The organism is Paenibacillus sophorae (genome assembly GCF_018966525.1).
Lineage (GTDB): Bacteria > Bacillota > Bacilli > Paenibacillales > Paenibacillaceae > Paenibacillus_AQ > Paenibacillus_AQ sophorae.
Genome location: NZ_CP076607.1, coordinates 4,482,671 through 4,501,502 on the forward strand (window position 1 = coordinate 4,482,671; position 18,832 = coordinate 4,501,502).

Annotated in this window: 15 protein-coding genes; 7 read left to right on the forward strand and 8 right to left on the reverse strand. The window is 50.7% G+C overall.

The features are described 5' to 3' along the window. Positions 1-122: 122 nt before the first annotated feature. The 3 genes from KP014_RS21730 to KP014_RS21740 form a co-directional block, all read right to left on the reverse strand. The gene (locus KP014_RS21730) at positions 123-5,540 is read right to left on the reverse strand and encodes a diguanylate cyclase (RefSeq protein ID WP_036602216.1); all 5,418 of its coding nucleotides are present in this window, start codon (positions 5,538-5,540) and stop codon (positions 123-125) included. A 28-nt stretch (positions 5,541-5,568) separates the two neighbouring features. Continuing rightward, positions 5,569-6,663 (reverse strand): small-conductance mechanosensitive channel, encoded by a 1,095-nt coding sequence (locus tag KP014_RS21735; RefSeq protein ID WP_246590563.1) that lies wholly within the window; start codon positions 6,661-6,663, stop codon positions 5,569-5,571. Positions 6,664-6,892: 229 nt separating this feature from the next. Beyond that, positions 6,893-7,606 carry a copper amine oxidase N-terminal domain-containing protein gene (locus tag KP014_RS21740; RefSeq protein WP_175491857.1) on the reverse strand — a complete coding sequence of 238 codons (714 nt, stop codon included), beginning with the start codon at positions 7,604-7,606 and terminating at the stop codon, positions 6,893-6,895. Positions 7,607-7,972: 366 nt separating this feature from the next. Here KP014_RS21740 and KP014_RS21745 point away from each other — a divergent pair, with 366 nt between their 5' ends. Together KP014_RS21745 and KP014_RS21750 are read left to right on the forward strand one after the other, a co-directional pair. Beyond that, positions 7,973-8,413: an Lrp/AsnC family transcriptional regulator gene (locus KP014_RS21745; protein WP_036602211.1), complete on the forward strand. Its 441-nt coding sequence runs from the start codon at positions 7,973-7,975 to the stop codon at positions 8,411-8,413. Positions 8,414-8,447: 34 nt separating this feature from the next. Next, positions 8,448-9,059, forward strand: coding sequence for a LysE family translocator (locus KP014_RS21750; protein ID WP_051500528.1), 612 nt, complete (start codon positions 8,448-8,450; stop codon positions 9,057-9,059). On the opposite strand, the gene KP014_RS21755 is transcribed toward KP014_RS21750, so the two are convergent. Next, complete coding sequence (locus KP014_RS21755) at positions 9,034-9,360, reverse strand: YnfA family protein (RefSeq protein ID WP_036602205.1); 327 nt, start codon at positions 9,358-9,360, stop codon at positions 9,034-9,036. The two genes, KP014_RS21750 and KP014_RS21755, sit on opposite strands and share 26 nt — an antisense overlap. A 252-nt stretch (positions 9,361-9,612) precedes the next feature. Between KP014_RS21755 and KP014_RS21760 the strand changes: the two genes are divergently transcribed. Together KP014_RS21760 and KP014_RS21765 are read left to right on the forward strand one after the other, a co-directional pair. Next, positions 9,613-9,882 carry an ACT domain-containing protein gene (locus KP014_RS21760; RefSeq protein WP_036602202.1) on the forward strand — a complete coding sequence of 90 codons (270 nt, stop codon included), beginning with the start codon at positions 9,613-9,615 and terminating at the stop codon, positions 9,880-9,882. A 57-nt stretch (positions 9,883-9,939) separates the two neighbouring features. Next, positions 9,940-11,298 (forward strand): PFL family protein, encoded by a 1,359-nt coding sequence (locus tag KP014_RS21765; protein ID WP_036602200.1) that lies wholly within the window; start codon positions 9,940-9,942, stop codon positions 11,296-11,298. 233 nt (positions 11,299-11,531) lie between these two features. On the opposite strand, the gene KP014_RS21770 is transcribed toward KP014_RS21765, so the two are convergent. Together KP014_RS21770 and KP014_RS21775 are read right to left on the reverse strand one after the other, a co-directional pair. Further along, complete coding sequence (locus tag KP014_RS21770; RefSeq protein WP_175491856.1) at positions 11,532-12,500, reverse strand: DMT family transporter; 969 nt, start codon at positions 12,498-12,500, stop codon at positions 11,532-11,534. 177 nt (positions 12,501-12,677) lie between these two features. Further along, complete coding sequence (locus tag KP014_RS21775; RefSeq protein ID WP_036602197.1) at positions 12,678-14,162, reverse strand: MFS transporter; 1,485 nt, start codon at positions 14,160-14,162, stop codon at positions 12,678-12,680. A 205-nt stretch (positions 14,163-14,367) separates the two neighbouring features. Between KP014_RS21775 and KP014_RS21780 the strand changes: the two genes are divergently transcribed. Both KP014_RS21780 and KP014_RS21785 read left to right on the forward strand, forming a co-directional pair. Next, positions 14,368-14,802, forward strand: a complete 435-nt coding sequence (locus KP014_RS21780) for a MarR family winged helix-turn-helix transcriptional regulator (protein WP_036602194.1) — start codon at positions 14,368-14,370, stop codon at positions 14,800-14,802. A 28-nt stretch (positions 14,803-14,830) separates the two neighbouring features. Further along, positions 14,831-15,337, forward strand: a complete 507-nt coding sequence (locus KP014_RS21785; RefSeq protein WP_090834189.1) for a YbaK/EbsC family protein — start codon at positions 14,831-14,833, stop codon at positions 15,335-15,337. Positions 15,338-15,422: 85 nt separating this feature from the next. Here KP014_RS21785 and KP014_RS21790 read toward each other — a convergent pair whose 3' ends face one another. Further along, positions 15,423-15,620 (reverse strand): hypothetical protein, encoded by a 198-nt coding sequence (locus KP014_RS21790; RefSeq protein ID WP_175491855.1) that lies wholly within the window; start codon positions 15,618-15,620, stop codon positions 15,423-15,425. Positions 15,621-15,765: 145 nt separating this feature from the next. Then, positions 15,766-17,241, reverse strand: a complete 1,476-nt coding sequence (gene nifB / locus KP014_RS21795) for a nitrogenase cofactor biosynthesis protein NifB (protein ID WP_246590564.1) — start codon at positions 17,239-17,241, stop codon at positions 15,766-15,768. Between the two features lie 506 nt (positions 17,242-17,747). Here nifB and KP014_RS21800 point away from each other — a divergent pair. Continuing rightward, on the forward strand, positions 17,748-18,827 hold the full coding sequence (locus tag KP014_RS21800) for an ABC transporter permease (protein ID WP_175491854.1): 1,080 nt from the start codon (positions 17,748-17,750) through the stop codon (positions 18,825-18,827). Positions 18,828-18,832: the final 5 nt, after the last annotated feature.

An 18,832-nucleotide genomic window follows, 5' to 3' on the forward strand; every position in this document is an offset into this window, starting at 1 on the left:
GCTGTCAATAGCACCTTTCCGTTCCGCTCGGGAACAGCAAAGAAGCCGAAAATGGCGGTATAAATATCCCCTCCGGCTTCACGCACTTATAGCTAATCAGAATCTGCCCGAAACGCGCGCTCTTATTGCTCAAGCATTGTAACCCGGTTTCGGCCGTCAGCCTTGGACTGGTAAAGCGCGTCATCCGCCAGCTTATAAATATCTTTCTCCGTCAGACCGTCGACCCTTACCGCCGCAACTCCCACCGACACGGTTAAGTATCCGAAGACCGGACTCATTTCATGCGGTATGTTTAATTCTTCAACGCTTCTCCTGATTCCATCAGCATACTCGAAGGACTGCTCAGGAGTCAGTCCGGTGACGATAATCCCGAACTCCTCTCCTCCCAGCCGGAATACGTAATCGCTGGCCTTGGCGGCCTGTTCTTTGATGGTTGCCCCAAGCCTGCGCAATACGTTGTCGCCTTCATAATGGCCGTACGTGTCGTTATACTTTTTGTAATAGTCAATATCAAGCATGATATAAGCCAGATACCCTTTTTCAATCCCGGCTCTGCCCACTTCTCTGAAAAAGATCGTATTGAAGTGCCGTCGATTATACAAGCCGGTCAATTCATCGGTAATGGATATCTTTTCGATCAACAAGATATTCTTGTTCAATTCCTCGTTGTTCTGCTTCAGCTCTTTGGTTCTCTCGATTACCAGTTCTTCCAGATGTTCCTTATGCTTTCTCAGCTCTTCTTCCGCTCTTTTTCTCTCCGTAATGTCCTTTACCGTTCCTTGAACCGCCGGCTTATTCAGATAGTTAATGAAAATGGCTTTAAGAATCACATCAATCTCTTGTTTACCGTCCTTATGCACCAGTCTGCTTTCATACTCGCCCGGAGCGTCTATCCCGTTAATCCTTTTCCGGTGCAAAGCCAATACATCTTCCCTCTGCGCCAGAGCAATAAATTTATCAAAAGGCTGATCAATCATCTCTTCCATTTCATAGCCAATCATTCGCGCCAAAGCCGTGTTGACAAATTTGCATTGCATGTCCTGAATAATGAATATTCCGTCCAGCATGTTGTTGACAAGTTCCCGGTATTTCTCCTCCGATCGCTCCAGATCCGAATACAGGCTTGCGTTCTCAAGCGAGAATACCATTTCTCTAGACAGCAGATTGATAATTCTCATTCTTTCATTCGTGAATACGTCCGTTACCAGATTGTTCTCCAGATAGATAACGGCAATCGTCTTGTTATGATTGATAAGCGGCATGCATACGAGAGATTTGGGCTGGTGCCTTATAATATAGGGATCGTTAATCAGCCCGGCTTCGGAAAAAGCATCCTTATAAATCAGAGTCTCCTTGCTTTCCTCCACAGCATGGATAATGGAATACGGCAGATTGTAATCATCTGAATGGCGATGCACCACAACGGTAATTTTGTCGTCTTCGGGCCTGTACTCTCCTTCTACGAGCAAATCCGAACTGGATCTCATCAGGATACAGCCTCTTTGGGCTCCCGCATTTTTGATAACGATTTCCATCAGCGCTTCCAACAGATTATTCAGCTCGATTTCCTTTGAAATGGCCTGGGATGCCAAAAGAATGGAATTCAAATCAATGCTCTCCGTGGAATCCGTGACGGCTCTTCCCACCAAGTATTCCTTTTTATATTTCACGATATCCTGATACTGCTCATTAATATGTTTGATCTTGCCTTTAGCTCCCCACACGGAATAGTAATATAAGGATTGTCTGAACAGGTACGAGGCAAACTCTGTGAAAAGTCTGCTGTTATAGAATTTGGCGGCCAGCTCATAGACAAGCGCTTTATATCGGACAACATTCCCTTTTTCGCAGGCTGCAATGGCGAGATCGTAATATTTGCCGGCCAGTTCGTTATTGCCCGAAATTCTTGCCCATTCGGCCTTCATCAGCCTCTCGTGCAGCAGAAAATTCTCCGGAGTATGGGCAGCCCACTTTTTTACCCTGCCGTATTCTTTGCGCATTCTTGCTCTTGCTTTCATCCTGTCATAAGCGCTTAAGTCTTTATAGCAATAGGCCAGATTCAGGAATGTATACAAAGCGAACTCCTCCATAAAAGCCGAGCCGGCAAGGGTCCCAATGATACCGTACGCCTTGTCGATGTATGCGAGTGAGTCGCTGTAGCTCTCGTAGGTGAACAGCAGCTTTATCTTGTAGATATAGTAGATGGCGATTCCCGAATAATACTTGGCTTCTTCAAGCTGCCGCACATAAGCCTTTTCGCTGAAGGTCTCGCTGTCTAACGTAAGAGGATTACTCAGTTCCCCCGCAAGATTAAGAAGTTGCTGCCGTGCCAGCTTCGCTGTCGCCAGCGCTTCTTTATATTTTGTGTTCTCGATCATTGCAATGTATCTGTTGCTCTCATGAAGATTGGTCACGATGTCCATCGTCGGGTTCCATAGATTGACATAGAAGCATGCGTGAGCAAGATAGAGCAAGTCCCCTGTTCTCAGACTGGACTCAATCGATTTGCTGAACCAGTCATGCAGCGTATCCCAGGGCTCATTCCATGCATGGCAAAAAAGCGTGTATAATACATGCGACGCCCCTCTCCACTTCAGATCATTGAACTTGTCATTGATTCTTATGCCCAGTCTCCCGAAATCGAAAGCCCCTTTGAGGTCACCAAATCCGGACAGCAATATGGAATAACCGATAAACGCAATGGCCGATTCGGGACAATTTCCATATTTCAAGGTCAGCTCTGCTTTTTTCAGCACGATTAGAGCGAACAGATTGGCCTCTCCCGAGATAAACGCCGGGGGGAAAATATTGATCAATAGTCTCATGATGAGCTTTATCTTTTCGTCCTTCATTTCGGGCTTGCCGAAAATCTCTTCGATCGTCATCCCTCTAAGTCTGGCTTTGACCTTTAGAAATTCCTTCACCACCGACGCCAATCCGGGCTTGTCCGGTATTTTGACCCCCAGTGCTCTGAGACCGCGCTTCCCGGACGCTATGGACTCCTTCATCATCCCCAGATAAGTATAATGATTCGCCTGCATTTCATAGATCTCGGCAATGGAAAAGCTGTCGACCGTCTGATTTAGAAGAATTGCGCATGCCTTGTCCGCCTCATCGGTATGATGAGTCAGATACCCGTATTCTGCATATAGTCTATAGATTTCCGAGATACGCCGCTCATCGCTCCTCCACGGGCTCTTCTTCAGAAGGTCAACGGCAGCTTCTAGGAATGCAAATGCAGCTTCATAGCCAAAGGCCGCTTTCGTTTTTTGGGCGGCTTTCAGATTAAGCTGAATAACTTGATTGGCTTCATCCTCTTCGCCGATAAATTCAATCCCTTTATTGATATGCGTAACAATATCTACGAGTTTCTCTTCAACTTCTCCGGAAGTGAGCTGCATAAGCAGCAGTCTACCTATTTTCAAATGCAGCTTCTTGCTTGTTACAGGATCGATCATTTGGTAACAAACCTGCTGTAGCCGGTCATGCTGGAATTTAAAATAGGCGTTAATATCCCTGGGAATATCCTCCGTCTCTTCAAGGAGACTGGGCAGCATGGAATGATTTGTATCGGCAGGAATGATAATATCCTCACCCATGGCTTTTATCAGAGACTTGGCAATAACCCGCGGCTCCTCTTCGGCGATCAGGGACAGCATTTTATAATCGAACAGATTGCCTATGGATGCGCATAATTTCAGAACTCTCTGATCTTCCTCCGGCAGGGCCTGCAGCTTCATCATCAAGAACTCGACGACATTGTCGTTAATATTCAAATCGGAGATTTGCGCTAGTACCCACTTCCATTTGCCTTCCAGATCATCGAAGAAAATAAAGCCGTTCTTATACAATTCATTTAACACTTCGTTTAAAAAAAAGGAATTCCCTTTGGTTCTCGCATAAATAATTTCCGCGAGTTCTTTTACCCTGCCAGGTTCGGTATTAAGCGTATCGGCAATGAAGTTCTCCACATCCTTGATAGACAAGGAGCTCAAGACGATGTTCCCCACTTCCCTGCTCTTATCAATTTCGGCGATAGAGTCTAACAGGGGTTGATTCTCCATCGCCGCATGCGGCCGGCACGAGCACACGATGAACAGTTTCCGCAAATGATTACTGAGCACCAGCTTCTCCATAAGCTGCAAGTTCGACAAATCGGCCCACTGAACATCATCCAGAAACAAGACCAAAGGTCTTTCATTATTGGTAATTCCCTCGATAAAGTTAACGAAGGTCAGAAAGAACCGGTTGATCTCCTCCACCGGATTCAGGGGCTCAATTTCCGGCTGAACGCCAATCAGCTTCTCGAGTTCCGGTATGATATTCGTAATTAGGACTCCATTGCCGCCCAAAGCGGTTCTCAGAGACTTCTCCAGATTTTTCTTATAATCTTCATCAGGGCTGTCAACCAGCTGATTGATCAATGTTCCGAAAGCCTGGATCATCGCGCTGTATGGAATGTTCTGGTTATATTGATCGAACTTTCCTGACGCAAACAGCCCTTTTTCCTGACTTATATATTGGTGAAGCTCATTTACCAGAGCGGTCTTGCCTACGCCTGCATCCCCGGAGATCAGCATGATTTGCGGGTTGCCTCTCAGGCTTGTTCTAAAAGCTTCTGCCAGGCGGGTTAGTTCCTCTTCCCTGCCGTAGATTTTTTGCGAAATCCGAAAGATATTCCGTTTATCCTCTTGCGCCAGCTCAAAATCACCGTAACCGGCTAAACATTTCTGCAAATCGGCTCTGATACCATAGGCGCTTCTGTATCTGTCTTCCGGCGATTTCTCCATCAGCTTCATTATGACTCCGGACAACGCCCAGGATACCCTGCCCCCAGTTAACTGATAGGGGGAGACGGCTTCTTTTGCAATAATGGAGTAAATTTGATCCAGCATGTCGCCAGACTCGAAGGGTTTAACGCCTGTGATCATCTCATACAGCACAACGCCCAGTGAGTAAAAATCCGTCCGGTAATCAATGTTCCGGTTCATCCGGCCGGTCTGTTCCGGAGAGACATACAGCAGGCTTCCTTCCAGCACGCCGCTGTTTTGGAATTCCCGCTTTTCTTTCGGCAGCTTAACCGCCAGATCGAAATCGATGACCTGCACAACATCTTTTTCCCGGTCCCATACAATATTTGAAGGTTTGATATCTTTATGTATGATGTGGTGTTCATGGATGGCGCCAATGATGTCGACGATCTTGATCACCAACCGTACAAGAGTTTCCTGATCCGGCTTGTCATCAGCCATAATCCGTTTCAGAGAACGCCCCTGTATATCTTCCAGAACCATGATAAAGAAGCCGTTCCGCTCTTCCAGCTTTAGGGGTTTGATCACGCCTTCGACGCATCCGCTTAATTCCCGGAGCATCTTGTATTCCTGCTTGAACCGCATGACCTCTTCATGTCCGGTAAATTCGGATTTCAGGACCTTTAATATAACCGTATCCTGGGAGACAGTATCTCTGCATCTGTAAACCGATTTTCTATCATTATCGGAGATCGTTTCCAGTATTAGATAATTCTCAATCGCTGTCATACCCAGTCCACCTTTTAAGCGTTATCCCCTACACTTCGAAATCGGCATCAAAGTCAAAAATATACGCTGCAATAAGCCATATTATCCAGCAGTTTACGCCAAAGAACAAATATCCGAAATACCCCAGAATGGGCATCTCCGAAAAAATATGTATTTTGTCAAGATAGGGAACGGAGTACTTCCAATAATTCGGGTTGGTAGGCAAAGAATCATGAAACCATTCGCTTCCGAAATTCCAAAATTCCCAGAAGAAACCATTAAACAGGGTAGCCAGGGCGATCAGAATGAGTGGAGACCAGTTGCCATTTTTTATCGGAGTAAAAGGAGTCCAGTATCCCGTCAAAGCCATAGCCGCGGAAAGAAGAGGAACAAGCGCGACCCAAAGCACCCAGAACAGCGCATATGGATAGTACCCCATCCCGAAGGCCAGCCCCAAGCCCAGAACATAGTATACGAGAAGAAATTTTCGGTTCACCGAAAATTTGGGGCCGTTCCGGTACCGGTGTCTAAACCCTTTGAACGTCCTTAGCAGCAAATACCATTCAAAAATGGCGGGCAGAACGGTAGTGTAAGATAAAGAGAACCAAAATACATTCCCGAAGTTCGTAAACACTTCATTATTTGGATAATACCAGTTCTCGATGACAAAGAAATTCAGAAACTCAAAGGCGAACCAGCTGAAGCAGGAAACGACGGCAAGCAGCTGCATGACCTGCGGTTTTTTGGAGATGATGGAATTCCCGTTATTCCGCTTATACACAATACCGTCCAGAATCAGTATAAAGGCCCACCATAACGGAACGAATGTATAATATTCAAAGGAAATAAAATAGTGAACGCGTCCCCACATGAACAACCAGCTCACTCCAAGCACAGGCAGGCTCCACCAGAACCACACGGGAAACGGCGTCTGCTTATCGGGAGCGGTGCGTTCATCCTCAGTCTTCTTAAAGCCGAATAGTCCGGGGAAGATCAGGAACAGAGCGATGAATAACGCCACCATTGAAGCCAAGGTAAAATACAGCAGATTGAAGCCCGGGTCCGCCTCAACCTTCTGAGCGGGAAAATCGCCATACCCTGGCGGAAGCCCCTTCCACTTCACTACACTTCCTATGTACGGCAAGATAAAAATCAAACTGAAAGTAACAATAAGTATAAGCTTTTTTTGCCACTTTTTCATCCATATCAACCTTTCATCCTGCCGTAATTTTGTTTCTCCTACATACTCATTAACGGCTGGAAAGGCAATGCTGTGAATAGGGAATCCCTTCTATACTAATCGCCGAGGCCTTTGAGGCCCCGACAAAGCTCATTTTGGGCAAAAGAAAACCGCCCGGCAATAGGCGGCAATCTTAAGGAAGAATAATGGTGCGGTCTTTACCCGTTCTGCCTTCAAAGAGAATGTATTGCACATGATTCGACTCCGTTCTCTTCCAAGTCCTAGTAACTATCGCATCCTTCTTTACCGCAGGCCGGGTATCCCTATCCGGAATGTAGGTCACACCGCCGTTCTGTAATAAATAAGTAGGATGCAGATTTTCCTCTCCTGCGGGTATATCGGCTCCAGTAATGTTTTGAGCTTTAACGGTCAATGACATGGCAAAAAGATCGTTCTCTTTCTTATTTTCAAATGTGTAGAACAGAGGAAAAAAGGCCTCTTGTTCATGAATCGTTGTCGCATCGAACTCATGAATCGTGAGAAAAGTCGGGGTCTTTTGAAGGCTGTCATCGGTCACTATGAACATTTGTTGTTTCTGATCCCATTTTCCATTCACCTTTAAACCCTCAACCAAGGTACGAATCGGTACAAATAGACTTTGTTGATGGATTTGCGGCTTAATATCGGTTTGCACGCCTTCGCCATCATAGGTCGTTTGATTCGTTGCCGTATTGATTTCAAGCACATGGTTATTCATCTCAATTTTGGCCAGCTTTGTTTTGGAATCATACACTGCCTTTCCCCCAAGTAATTCGCTCACGGCGCGCAGCGGCAGATACAGCTTGCCATTATCCAAATAAGGCGATTTCGGGGTTGTATACAGCACATAGTATTGATTGATCTTCATATGTACTCTCCCGGTGCTTTTAATGGATGCGGCTTGACTGGTTACGGGTACCGCCATTGAAAATAATAATGTCAGACAAATGCAATACATCCATCTTTTCATGAATATCCTCCCCTTTTCTGCTTTGTTCCTAGCTCTTGTTTAGACGATACATACTAGAAAAAGTTGCTAGTATTGGCTGTAGTTAACTCCCTATTGAGAATTAACGGGACGTTTCCCCGTTCGTACAGAAAAATTCACAATTAATAATTTTCGGTAAATTGGAGGAACTTCTTTATATTTTACTGTATTTAGAATAAATATTTACGATTGTTAAAGTTTATTCTAAAATCAACTTCATATCATCGACGGGAAGGAGGGGAAACCATGGACGAAATCGACCGCAGTATTCTGGAAGCGCTGAAGGAGAACAGCCGGATGACCATTTCCGATATCAGCAAAAGAGTGAAGCTCTCTATCCCCGCAGTGACGGAGAGAATCCGTAAAATGGACGAGTCCGGAATGATCGAAGAATACACCGTCAAGATCAACCGGGCCAAAGCAGGCTATAAGCTGCTGGCGTTCGTGCTGGTCGTCATCGACCGGACGGAGCAAATTCCCGCCTTTCGCGCATTCATATCAGACTGCGTCGAGGTGCTGGAGTGCCACCACCTTGCAGGCGAATACGACTACTTGCTGAAGGTGCTTGTGGAGGACACCGGGGAGCTGGAGAAATTTTTATCCGATACGTTGAAAAGCGTGCCGGGAGTCATTAGGAGCAATACGATGATTTCCATGTCTTCACTTAAAGAGAAATGGAACAGATGAACGGGGGGAACACATGATATTTAGGGGATTAAAATTGGGCCTTCTGCTTCAGCTTGCCGTCGGTCCGGTTTGTTTGTTTATCTTTCACGCCGCCTCGCTGCGCGGCTTCTCCGCCGCCGAGGCAGGAGTCGCCGGCGTATCGGTGGCTGACGGTCTGTTCATTCTTGCCGCGCTGCGGGGGGTTACCCTGCTTGGCGCAGGGCGGAAGCCCGGCGGTATTCTTTATGTGCTCGGAGCAGGCACGCTTCTGGTGTTCGGCTTGAATATGATCGCAGGAATATTCGGTTACAGCCTTCTTCCCGTCATCCCCATTGCGGACGGCTCCGGCACAGACGGCATGTTTGTCCGCGCCTTTCTGCTGACCGCATCAAATCCGCTGACTCTTCTCTTCTGGACCGGAATTTTTTCGGCAAAGATGGCTGAGCTTAAGCTGCGGAGCGGCGAGCTGATTCAATTCGGGCTGGGCTGCCTTCTGGCGACCGTCCTGTTTCTGACGGCGATTGCGCTGCTGGGACAGTTGGCTCACCCTCTCGTTACGCCTGCGTTCGCACAAGGGCTGAACTTTCTGACCGGCATCCTGTTTCTCTTCTTCGCCTTCCGGCTGATCGTCAAATGGATCTTCAGGTCCGAGGCGCCCACAGCATGATGCAAACTCCGGCCATACAGACCGCTGCGCCGATCCAATCGTACAGGTCGGGTATCTTTTTATCGACAAGCCATCCCCATAACACAGCCAGCACAATAAAGACACCGCCATAGGCCGCATACACGCGTCCAAAGCCGGGGAAGCGCTGGAAGGTTGGAATGATGCCGTACACGACAAGGATCAGCGCTCCGGCAATGCCGAACCAGAGCGGCCTTGATTCACGCAGCCACAGCCACACCAGGTAGCCGCCGCCGATTTCCGCAAGTCCCGCCAAAATAAATAACAGTATAGATATTACCATTTGATTGCCCCCTGCTTCTGGAGATCGGATGATTCGAAATTCCGCTTCCGAAGGCTCCAGAACTCTTTTGTATTTTCTTTTTCTTAAATTACGGGTTGTATTATTCGAGTTTTTTCCGGAATATCCTCCGCAATGTCACAATTCAAGTAAAACATTTGGTTGAAGCTTGCACCTCCTTTTGACATAATGAGTTAAATAAACAATTACGTCCTTTCAAGGGCGGAAAGCATTGGAGACAAGGGGGAAGCAGCATTGAAAGGAATCATTACTGTACTCGGAAAAGACAAGGTGGGCATTATTGCTAAGGTATGCACGTATCTGGCAGAACGAAATGTGAACATACTGGATATTTCCCAGACGATTGTCCAAGATTACTTCAACATGATGATGATTGTTGATATTTCGCAGGCGGCGAAATCCACCGAGGTTCTAGTAGAAGAACTGCAGCATATCGGCGAGGAGATTGGCGTGGAAATCAAGCTGCAGCATGAGGATATTTTCAATATTATGCACCGTATTTAAGGCGCTGAGCCGATCCATACAGACTTTTTAACGATAAACGCAAGCGGGAGGGTTACCATGATTTCACTGGTGGAAGTACAAGAAACGAATAAAATGATCCGCGAGATGAACCTTGACGTGCGGACCATTACCATGGGCATCAGCCTGATGGATTGCGCGCATACGGATTTGAGCGTGTTTAACCAGAAGATCTATGACAAGATCACCAAATCCGCCGAGAAGCTGGTAAAGACCGGTGAAGATCTGGAAAAACAGTTCGGCGTTCCTATTGTCAATAAACGGATTTCAGTTACGCCCATTTCCATTGCGGCGGGTTCCCTGAACACGGACAGCTATGTTCCGGTTGCAGAAACTTTGGACAAGGCGGCCAAGGAAGTTGGAGTCAACTTCATCGGCGGATTCTCCGCGCTTGTGCAAAAGGGCTGCACCACGGGCGACCGCAAGCTGATCGAGAGCATTCCCGAAGCGCTTGCCGTAACGGAAAGAGTATGCTCCTCCGTAAACGTCGGCTCATCGCGCAGCGGCATCAACATGGACGCCGTCAAGCTGATGGGTGATATTATCCGCCAGACCGCGGAGCGTACAGCGGACCGCGATTCCATTGGCTGCGCGAAGCTGGTCGTATTCTGCAACGCCGTTGAGGACAACCCGTTCATGGCCGGCGCTTTCCATGGCGTAGGCGAACGGGAATGCGTCATTAACGTAGGGGTCAGCGGCCCCGGCGTTGTCAAACGGGCCCTGGAGGAAGTTAAGGGCAGGGACTTCGAGACACTGTGCGAGACGATTAAGCGGACCGCCTTCAAGGTGACCCGTGTCGGCCAGCTCGTTGCGCAGGAAGCATCGAAGCGTCTCGGCGTTCCGTTCGGCATTATCGACCTGTCGCTGGCGCCAACACCGCTGATCGGGGATTCCATCGCGGAAATCTTCCAGGTGATGGGCCTTGAAGAAGCGGGAGCGCCCGGAACGACGGCGGCGCTCGCCATCCTCAATGACAACGTCAAGAAAGGCGGCGTCATGGCTTCTTCCTATGTAGGCGGACTTAGCGGCGCATTCATTCCTGTCAGTGAAGACCATGGCATGATTCAAGCTGTGCAGCGCGGCGCGCTGACGCTGGAGAAGCTCGAAGCGATGACCTGTGTCTGCTCGGTGGGCCTCGATATGATCGCCATCCCAGGCGACACGTCCAAAGAGACGATCTCCGGAATCATCGCCGACGAAGCCGCTATCGGCATGGTTAACAACAAGACGACGGCCGTTCGCCTCATTCCCGTGATTGGCAAAGGAGTCGGCGAGATGGTTGAGTTTGGCGGTCTGCTCGGCTATGCTCCGATCATGCCTGTCAACTCCTTTAACTGCGCCGACTTTATCGACCGGGGCGGCCGGATTCCCGCGCCGATCCACAGCTTCAAGAATTAATATGGCCGGCAGACGCGCCGGCGCCGCAGTTTAATGAGCGGTTCGGCTGCTGGAATGATGCATCGAAAGATTAAACGCCTCCTTCCCACTCGCGATTAGCGATGGAACGGAGGCGTTCTTTTTCCTATGCGTGCTATATCTGCACTCTGTGGATGCCTATTGCACATTGCTGGATTCCCTGGTCATAAGCCTTTTGAATCATTTTTCCGCCTCTTCAATTCCTTCAACATGAGTTAATTAAAATGCTCCTCTTTAGCCTGAAGCCTTTCCGATTTACTAACATTTATTAGTTTTATTCTCTTAAAGCGCGAGCTGAGTTGAATAAGTGTTAGTCCCACCAGGATGATGACAATACCCGCAGCCTGTATCGAGGTCAGGCTTTCACCCAAAACCAGCCATCCAGATACAATCGCAACGACAGGAACCAATAAGGAGAATGGGGCCGTGTTGGAAGGGCCAAACTGCTGGACGAGATAATACCAGATAAAGTTGCCCAGCCCTGTAGCCAATAAGGCAATGTAAATAACCGAACCGACTCCCTGTAATGTGATATTGCTTAATTGCGCGTAATCACCGGATTCGAATATCAGGGAAAGCACCAGCATAATTGGAATGACTGTTGTAGATTGCCAAACCGTCAATGTCCATGGGGAAATCTTCCCAGCCTTCTTCAGCACAATATTTGAGCATGCCCAGCCCAGACCACCGAGCAGCACCCACAGCACCCCGACTATCGGGGCCGAAGCATCCCCGGACGCGGCAATCAGCACCAGTCCGGCCGCACCGGCCAAAAGTCCTGCCCATTGAAACCATGAGAATTTTTCATTGATAAATAAAGTTGCTAGCAAGATGGTGAATATGGCCTGGCTTTGAATAAGGGTTGCGGCTACGCCCGAGCTCACCCCGAGGCTTAACCCCCAGAATAAGCCGGAAAACTGGACTACGCCACCAAAGAATCCTACCAGAATAAGATACTTCCACGGCAAGCCGTTGCGTTTAGTAAAAGGAAGGAAGATAAGGGCCACTACAAAGTAGCGCATCGCAACCAGCAAAAAAGGCGGTATTTGGGATACTGCTTTATCTGCGACAATAAAGTTAAACCCCCAAATAAACACCACCAGAAGCGCCAAAAGAATATAAACCCTTCTACTGCTCATCTTAGTTTGAACATGATCCCCGCTGGATGAACTTGATGAATTCAATATTACCCCCCCACATTTTATAAAGTTTTGATTGTAACAGTCCATACACTGTAAATTCTATAATAATACAAAATTTGCAACAAAAATACCAAAAGGAGCTATCCCTCAGCCATTTAATAGCTTTGAACAGCCCCTTCTTCCGAATATCCTTATCCGGCTCCGCTCGTGAATTCCCGCTCAGCCTCTGCCCTCTCCCGGTCTTTGCTGCCTTACCTCTACGCGAACCCGTCTCGCGCGTACGAACCGCCAGCCCGTCAGCAAAGCAGCCGCCAGGCAGATCGTTGCCGAAGTGGTAAACACGACATGCATGCCGGCCAGAAAAATATCGGGCCGGTCCGGGATCAAACCGGTGACGCGATGGCCGGCCTTGCCGCTCATCACATTGAACAAGGTGGTTGTGGCTATGGTAATGCCGACGACCATGCCAATATTGCGCACTAGTGAATTCACGCTGCCCGCAGAACCGAGCTGGGTGCGGGGCACCGTCGACATGATCAAGGAATTGTTCGGGGACTGAAACAGGCCACCGCCGATCCCGAGCATCGCGATCCATACGCCCACGAGCCCGACCGGACTTCCATTATGAAGCTGAGCCAATCCAAATTGGGCAATTACCATAACGACCAGACCGACAAATGTTAGAAACTCTGATCCGATCTTGTCCGACAAAGCGCCGCTGAGCGGAGCGATCACGACCATGCTTATCGGAAACAGCATGAGCAGAAAGCCCGCCGATGACGGAGACAAACCAAGCATGCTCTGCGTGTAGAACGGCGAAATAATGTTAAAGCAGAAGTTCGCGGCAAATACGAGAAACCCGCAAAGAATGCTGAGCGAGAACAGCGGATTCTTGAACAGATTCAATTGCAGCAGCGGCTCGGGCTTCCGCAGCTCCACCCGGAGAAAAGCCGCAAAGGCCGCCGCCGCGGCGAAAAGCGACAAGATGATGCCGGGATTGCCGTAGCCGCTCTCCTGGCCGAGCAGCAGACCGGCGAACAGGGAGACGATTAAGACGGCGAACAGCATGCTGCCGGTGATGTCGATTCGGGCTTTAACCCGGACCAGATCCTTCGGGAGAAGCCTATAGCCAAGGCCGATCGCAATCAGGCCGATAGGCACGTTAACCCAGAATATATATTCCCAGCCAAGATTCGCGACAATAATGCCTCCGAGACTGGGACCGGCTATGCTGCCGAGCGAGACGAAGGTGCCGATCAGACCGAGCGCCTTCCCTCTCTCGTTCGCCGGGAATAAATCTGTCACAATCCCCTGGCTGTTCGCCATGGTCATCGACGCGCCTAGGGCTTGAATAACCCGTGAGACAACCAGCAACGGCAGTGTGCCGCTGAAGCCGCAGAGCAGCGAACCAACAATGAAGACCACCGTTCCGAGCTTGAAAATCCGGATCTTTCCCGCGATATCGCCCAATCTACCGAAGAACAGAATGAACGAACAGATCGCCATTAAATAGCCGGTCGTGACCCATGCCACCTGGGCCATCGGCAGTCCTAATTTTACGGACAGCACCGGAAGCGCGATGTTCACAATGCTTCCGTCCAACGTTGACATGAATGTAAACAAATTGAGGACGATCAGAATCAGCCAGCGCCGCTTCTGCACGCTTGCATCTTCCTGATAGGTCGCCTGATGTACCGAACTCATTCTACCACCCCGTTAACCCGCACTCGCGATATTTAGTTGCACGCGCAACTATTCGACCTCCACAGTGTACTCCAATTTGGTTGCGTACGCAACTGATTTGCGGTAGAATTTTTGATAACGTATCTATACCATCACCACTGGCTGAGGCCGGTAAACATCGCGCCTACCCGGGCGCACTTTCGCCCTCAGAACAAAGGAGCCCTCCATGAATCCGAACGACACCTTCAGAAAAGAACCGATTGGACGGCTGATCTCCTATATTCACCGCTCCCAGCAGAAGTACCTGTCCCGCTCGCTAGGGGAATACGGCATCGGCGGAGGCGGACAGTACAGCTTCCTCAAAGCGATTCTCCAATCGCCGGGGACGACTCAGGAGCAGCTGACCTGCAATCTCAAATTCGATAAAGCCACCACGGCCCGCTCGGTGAAGCAGCTTGAGGAAGCCGGGTATATTGAACGCCGCACCGATCCGGACGACAGACGCAGCTATCTGCTGTATCCTACGCCCAAGGCGCTGGAATTCCAGCCGGTGCTTCAGCGCTTCCTGGATGATTCGAACGCCAAGATGACGCGGGATTTGACCGATGAAGAGGAGCGGCAGCTCATCCTGCTGCTTCAGAAAATAAGGCTCGATTTTTGAGCCTATATCCTGGAAGGAGATTGAAGCCATGTCCATCGAACAGGTAAAAGCCCACTTTCGTTCCTTCGGACGAGAGAACGATATCCGGGAATTCGAAACGTCCAACGCCACGGTCGGCGAAGCCGCCGCTACCATCGGCGTCATCCCCGCTCGCATCGCCAAGACCCTCTCGTTCCAGGGTGAAGGCGAGGCCGCCATACTGGTTGTGGCCGCCGGCGATACCAAAGTCGACAACAAGAAGTTCCGCTCGCAGTTCGGCTTCAAGCCGAGAATGCTGAGCCCGGACGAAGTGCTGGAACAGACCGGCCACGCCGTCGGCGGCGTCTGCCCCTTCGGGCTTACGCGCAAGCTTGAAGTCTACCTCGACGTGTCGATGAAGCGCTTTGAGACCGTTTTTCCCGCCTGTGGAAGCAAGAACTCCGCCATCGAACTGACACTCGGGGAGCTGGAGGAATACTCCGGCGGCCTCGCTTGGGTGGATGTATGCAAAGACTGGGACACCTTATCGGAGTCCGACAGCGGACAAGCCTCCTGACCGGGGAAGGCTGGCAGGGAACCGACATTTCGCAAGCATTAAGACAAAGGACGGAATCCTTAGGATTCCGTCCTTTGTCCGTTATTTATGCGCCGCCGCTTTCTTTCGTCTCGGGCGTAATGGAGCCGTATACCGCCTTTCCGGTGCTGACGTCCTTCATCCAGTTCATGGGGAAAGCTTGAATAGCGCTGAATACCGCGTCGAGTCCGTTCACATAGGGCTTCGTGCGTAGATGATATTCTTGCGAACGGGAAGTTGTTGGCGAACGCAATGTTGTACACATATAAATCCAGCACTTCGATCGTGTCCTCGTTCACCGCGTTCTGATCAGCCTTGACTGGGGGCACTTCAAAAAGGGGTTGACCTCATATACGAAGCGGGCCCCTCGGCCGGTTAAGCCACGAAGCCCGCTTAATATTCCTGGACCGTCACCGCTGCTGCGCAGCGGACGGGCAAAATTCCGACGGGGAGCGGGAGATGGAGGTGAAGAAGCGGTGATATTTGGCGCACTGCTCTAGCAGCTTGCCGATCTCTCCCTTTCGCACCAGCGCTGTCAGACCGGCGCGGGCCAGCCGCTCGGCCGGTCCGGGACCGATCGCGGCGCAGAGAACGATGGAGCAATCCTGCAGCAGCGCCACCGTCTCATCCAGAATCGCCTCCTTGTCCGCTTCCCCGCATTCGGCCTTGCCGTTGCAGTAAGCCTGAATCCGCCGAACGCCCAGCAGCTTCTGGCCTTGCCCGGACACCTCGTAGACAAGAAACTCGCGTGCATGGCCGAAATGCACATTCACCTGGCCCCCGCCGCGCGTCGCCACGGCGATGCGCATACTGCCGCGCTCTCCTTGCTCTCCCGGATTGGCTTCGCGCCGCTTGCGCTCCGCGGCCGTCCGGTCCAGCCGGATAAGCAGCTCCTCGCGGGCTGCCGGGTTGTATTCCCGGGCCAGCGCGTTTTCGGTCTTGACGCCAAGATCATCGCCAATCAGCCCGACCGCGTCGGCGCGGCATTGGCGGCAATGCCGCATGACCGGCATAACCGCCTCGCTGCGCGCCTGCACCTGAAGCGTCAGCGAAGGAGCGGGCTCCTTGCGTCCTTCCTTCTCATATACGCTGCCCGTCGAGAGAATCAGCGGCATAATATTATGAGAGAAAGCGCCTGCCACCTTGACCGCCTCGGTCACCTTGATCAGATGGCTGTCATTAACGCCGGGAATCAGCACGGAATTGACTTTGACCTTTACGCCGCGCTCTGCGATCCGCCGGATGCCCTCCAGCTGGTTGTGCAGTAACAGTTCTGCAGCGTCCCTGCCCCTGTAGGCCTTGCCTCGGAAGAACACGCCGCGGTATACCTCCGCCCCGATCTGCGGATCGACAGCATTGACCGTGACGGTCACATGGGCGATGCGATGCCTGACGATATCCTCCGAATAATCGGGCAGCTTCAGCCCGTTGGTACTGAGGCACAGCTGCAGCTCGGGCAGGCCTTCGGACAGCAGGCCGAAGGTTTCGAACGTCTCCCGCGGATTGGCCAGCGGATCGCCAGGTCCCGCGATGCCGACCACGGTCAGCTGCGGCAGCGAAGCCAGCGTACTGCGCACCTTGGCGTAAGCCTCCTGCGGCGTAAGCACCTTACTGACGACGCCGGGGCGACTCTCGGTGACGCAGTCATATTTGATATTGCAATAATTGCAGTTGATATTGCATTTCGGCGCCACCGCCACATGCATGCGGGCAAAATAATGATGCGCCATCTCATCGTAACAAGGATGGCGTGATTCATTCGCCAACGCGAACACCACCTTTCCTTCAATTTGTCCAGCGTCTCCCTTCATCGCGAAGACGATACCCCGATCCGGTACGTTAGAGCTTGGCGGCGATTGTCCGCCGCAGCCAAACAAGAAATGCATAATGTATCGCCCGCGGGAGCGACCGGATCGTTCCGATCATTTCCCACGGAAGCGGGCATCTCATTCGACGATCACTTCACATTCCGTTCCGGATCGGCACGCTGTTTCCATACAAAGTCGCCGAAGCATTCTCGATAGAGCAACATCATCTGGAATCCGATAACCCGCTAGAGCGACAAAAGCCGGACAACTGCCGCTGCAGTCATCCGGCTTCCTTACATTCGGTCGGCCGTGTTCGTTATCCCATAATCCCTATATGTTTTGAGTATTATAGAACGAGCCCCAGTTTCTGTCAACGCCTAAAGTAACAAATCTGCGAAAGTAACAAATCCATGGAAAAGCAGCTGCAAGCGGCGATCAGTGACTGATGAATGTTCTTGATTCCGTCAAATTTGGATTCTTATCCAGCCAGTAAATCTATTGACAAAAAATAGATGACAAATCTAAACTATACAAAACTTATGAGAAAAATAGGATTTATTGAACGAACAGGGGGTTATACTTTCATGGCAACCAGGAATATCCCGGTTTTGCTGCTCGTTTGCTTGCGTTTATCCGGCATCGCCCTGCTTTGTATTCTGTGGGAGGTTTTGCCGAGAAGCGGGCTGGTGAATCCGACTTTCTTCCCGCCGTTGTCCGCGGTGCTGCAGGAGATCGCAGCTCTTCTGCGGGACCAGCATCTCCTTGGCCATACGATAGCCACACTGTGGCGGGTGGTTGCAGGCATTGTGCTGGCAGCATTGCTAGCCGTGCCGGCAGGTGCGATTCTCGGGTACTGGCTGCCCGGTCTGGCTGCTGGACTGAACCCGCTGTTCCGCATTCTGGCCCAGGTCAATCCCTTTTCGCTAATGACTGTATTTCTGCTGTTCTTCGGGATCGGGGAAAAGGCGAAGCTGATCATCGTCGCCTGGGTGGCGTTCTGGCCTCTGCTTCACCATGTCATTGGCGGTGTGCAGAATATAGATGCGGACTTGCTGAAAGCGGCGCGCAGTATGGGAACCTCTCCCTCGCGGCTATTCCTGCGGATCATATTGCCGGGGGCGGCTCCCTCTATTTTGCTGGGGGTCCGTACGTCGATTATATTGCTGTTGGCTATTCTGGTGGCCGGAGAAATGCTGGGAGGCTTGGCCGGTCTCGGCTGGCTGCTTCATTGGTCCAGCAATTATTACTCGTCCCCGTATGCCACGACGCCAATCTTTGCCGTTGGGCTATGTATTTCCCTGATTGGCGTCGCTCTGAGCGCCGTATTGCGCAAACTGGAACGCGATCTGTTTTTCTGGAAGCCTCTTGAATCCGCATGGAGTGCAGCCCCCACCCCCCGGACGCTGCGAAGCAGGCCAAACCGTATTTTTGCGGTTACCGTATTGTCCGCTATGTTGCTGCTTCTCGTGGCTGGTGGCGCGTCGACAAGCCGGCTGAGCAGAACTAACGGCAGCTTCTCGGGAGAGGGTGATGTGCCTCAGCCCTCCGCCAGCGGGCACAGCGGCCACATGTCTCATGAGCATTCGTTGCCTGCCGCCGGGCAATCCGGTCATTCAGGCCATACTGCGCCATCCGCTTCACCGGTTCAGTCCGGACATCCGTGACAGAC

Bases quoted from the DNA above. Each gene is read 5' to 3' on its own strand.
- KP014_RS21730 (WP_036602216.1), bottom strand. From the start codon at position 5,540: ATGACAGCGATTGAGAATTATCTAATACTGGAAACGATCTCCGATAAT.
- KP014_RS21740 (WP_175491857.1), bottom strand. From the start codon at position 7,606: ATGAAGATCAATCAATACTATGTGCTGTATACAACCCCGAAATCGCCT.
- KP014_RS21745 (WP_036602211.1), top strand. From the start codon at position 7,973: ATGGACGAAATCGACCGCAGTATTCTGGAAGCGCTGAAGGAGAACAGC.
- KP014_RS21755 (WP_036602205.1), bottom strand. From the start codon at position 9,360: ATGGTAATATCTATACTGTTATTTATTTTGGCGGGACTTGCGGAAATC.
- KP014_RS21765 (WP_036602200.1), top strand. From the start codon at position 9,940: ATGATTTCACTGGTGGAAGTACAAGAAACGAATAAAATGATCCGCGAG.
- KP014_RS21775 (WP_036602197.1), bottom strand. From the start codon at position 14,162: ATGAGTTCGGTACATCAGGCGACCTATCAGGAAGATGCAAGCGTGCAG.
- KP014_RS21780 (WP_036602194.1), top strand. From the start codon at position 14,368: ATGAATCCGAACGACACCTTCAGAAAAGAACCGATTGGACGGCTGATC.
- KP014_RS21785 (WP_090834189.1), top strand. From the start codon at position 14,831: ATGTCCATCGAACAGGTAAAAGCCCACTTTCGTTCCTTCGGACGAGAG.
- KP014_RS21790 (WP_175491855.1), bottom strand. From the start codon at position 15,620: ATGTGTACAACATTGCGTTCGCCAACAACTTCCCGTTCGCAAGAATAT.
- nifB (WP_246590564.1), bottom strand. From the start codon at position 17,241: ATGCATTTCTTGTTTGGCTGCGGCGGACAATCGCCGCCAAGCTCTAAC.
- KP014_RS21800 (WP_175491854.1), top strand. From the start codon at position 17,748: ATGGCAACCAGGAATATCCCGGTTTTGCTGCTCGTTTGCTTGCGTTTA.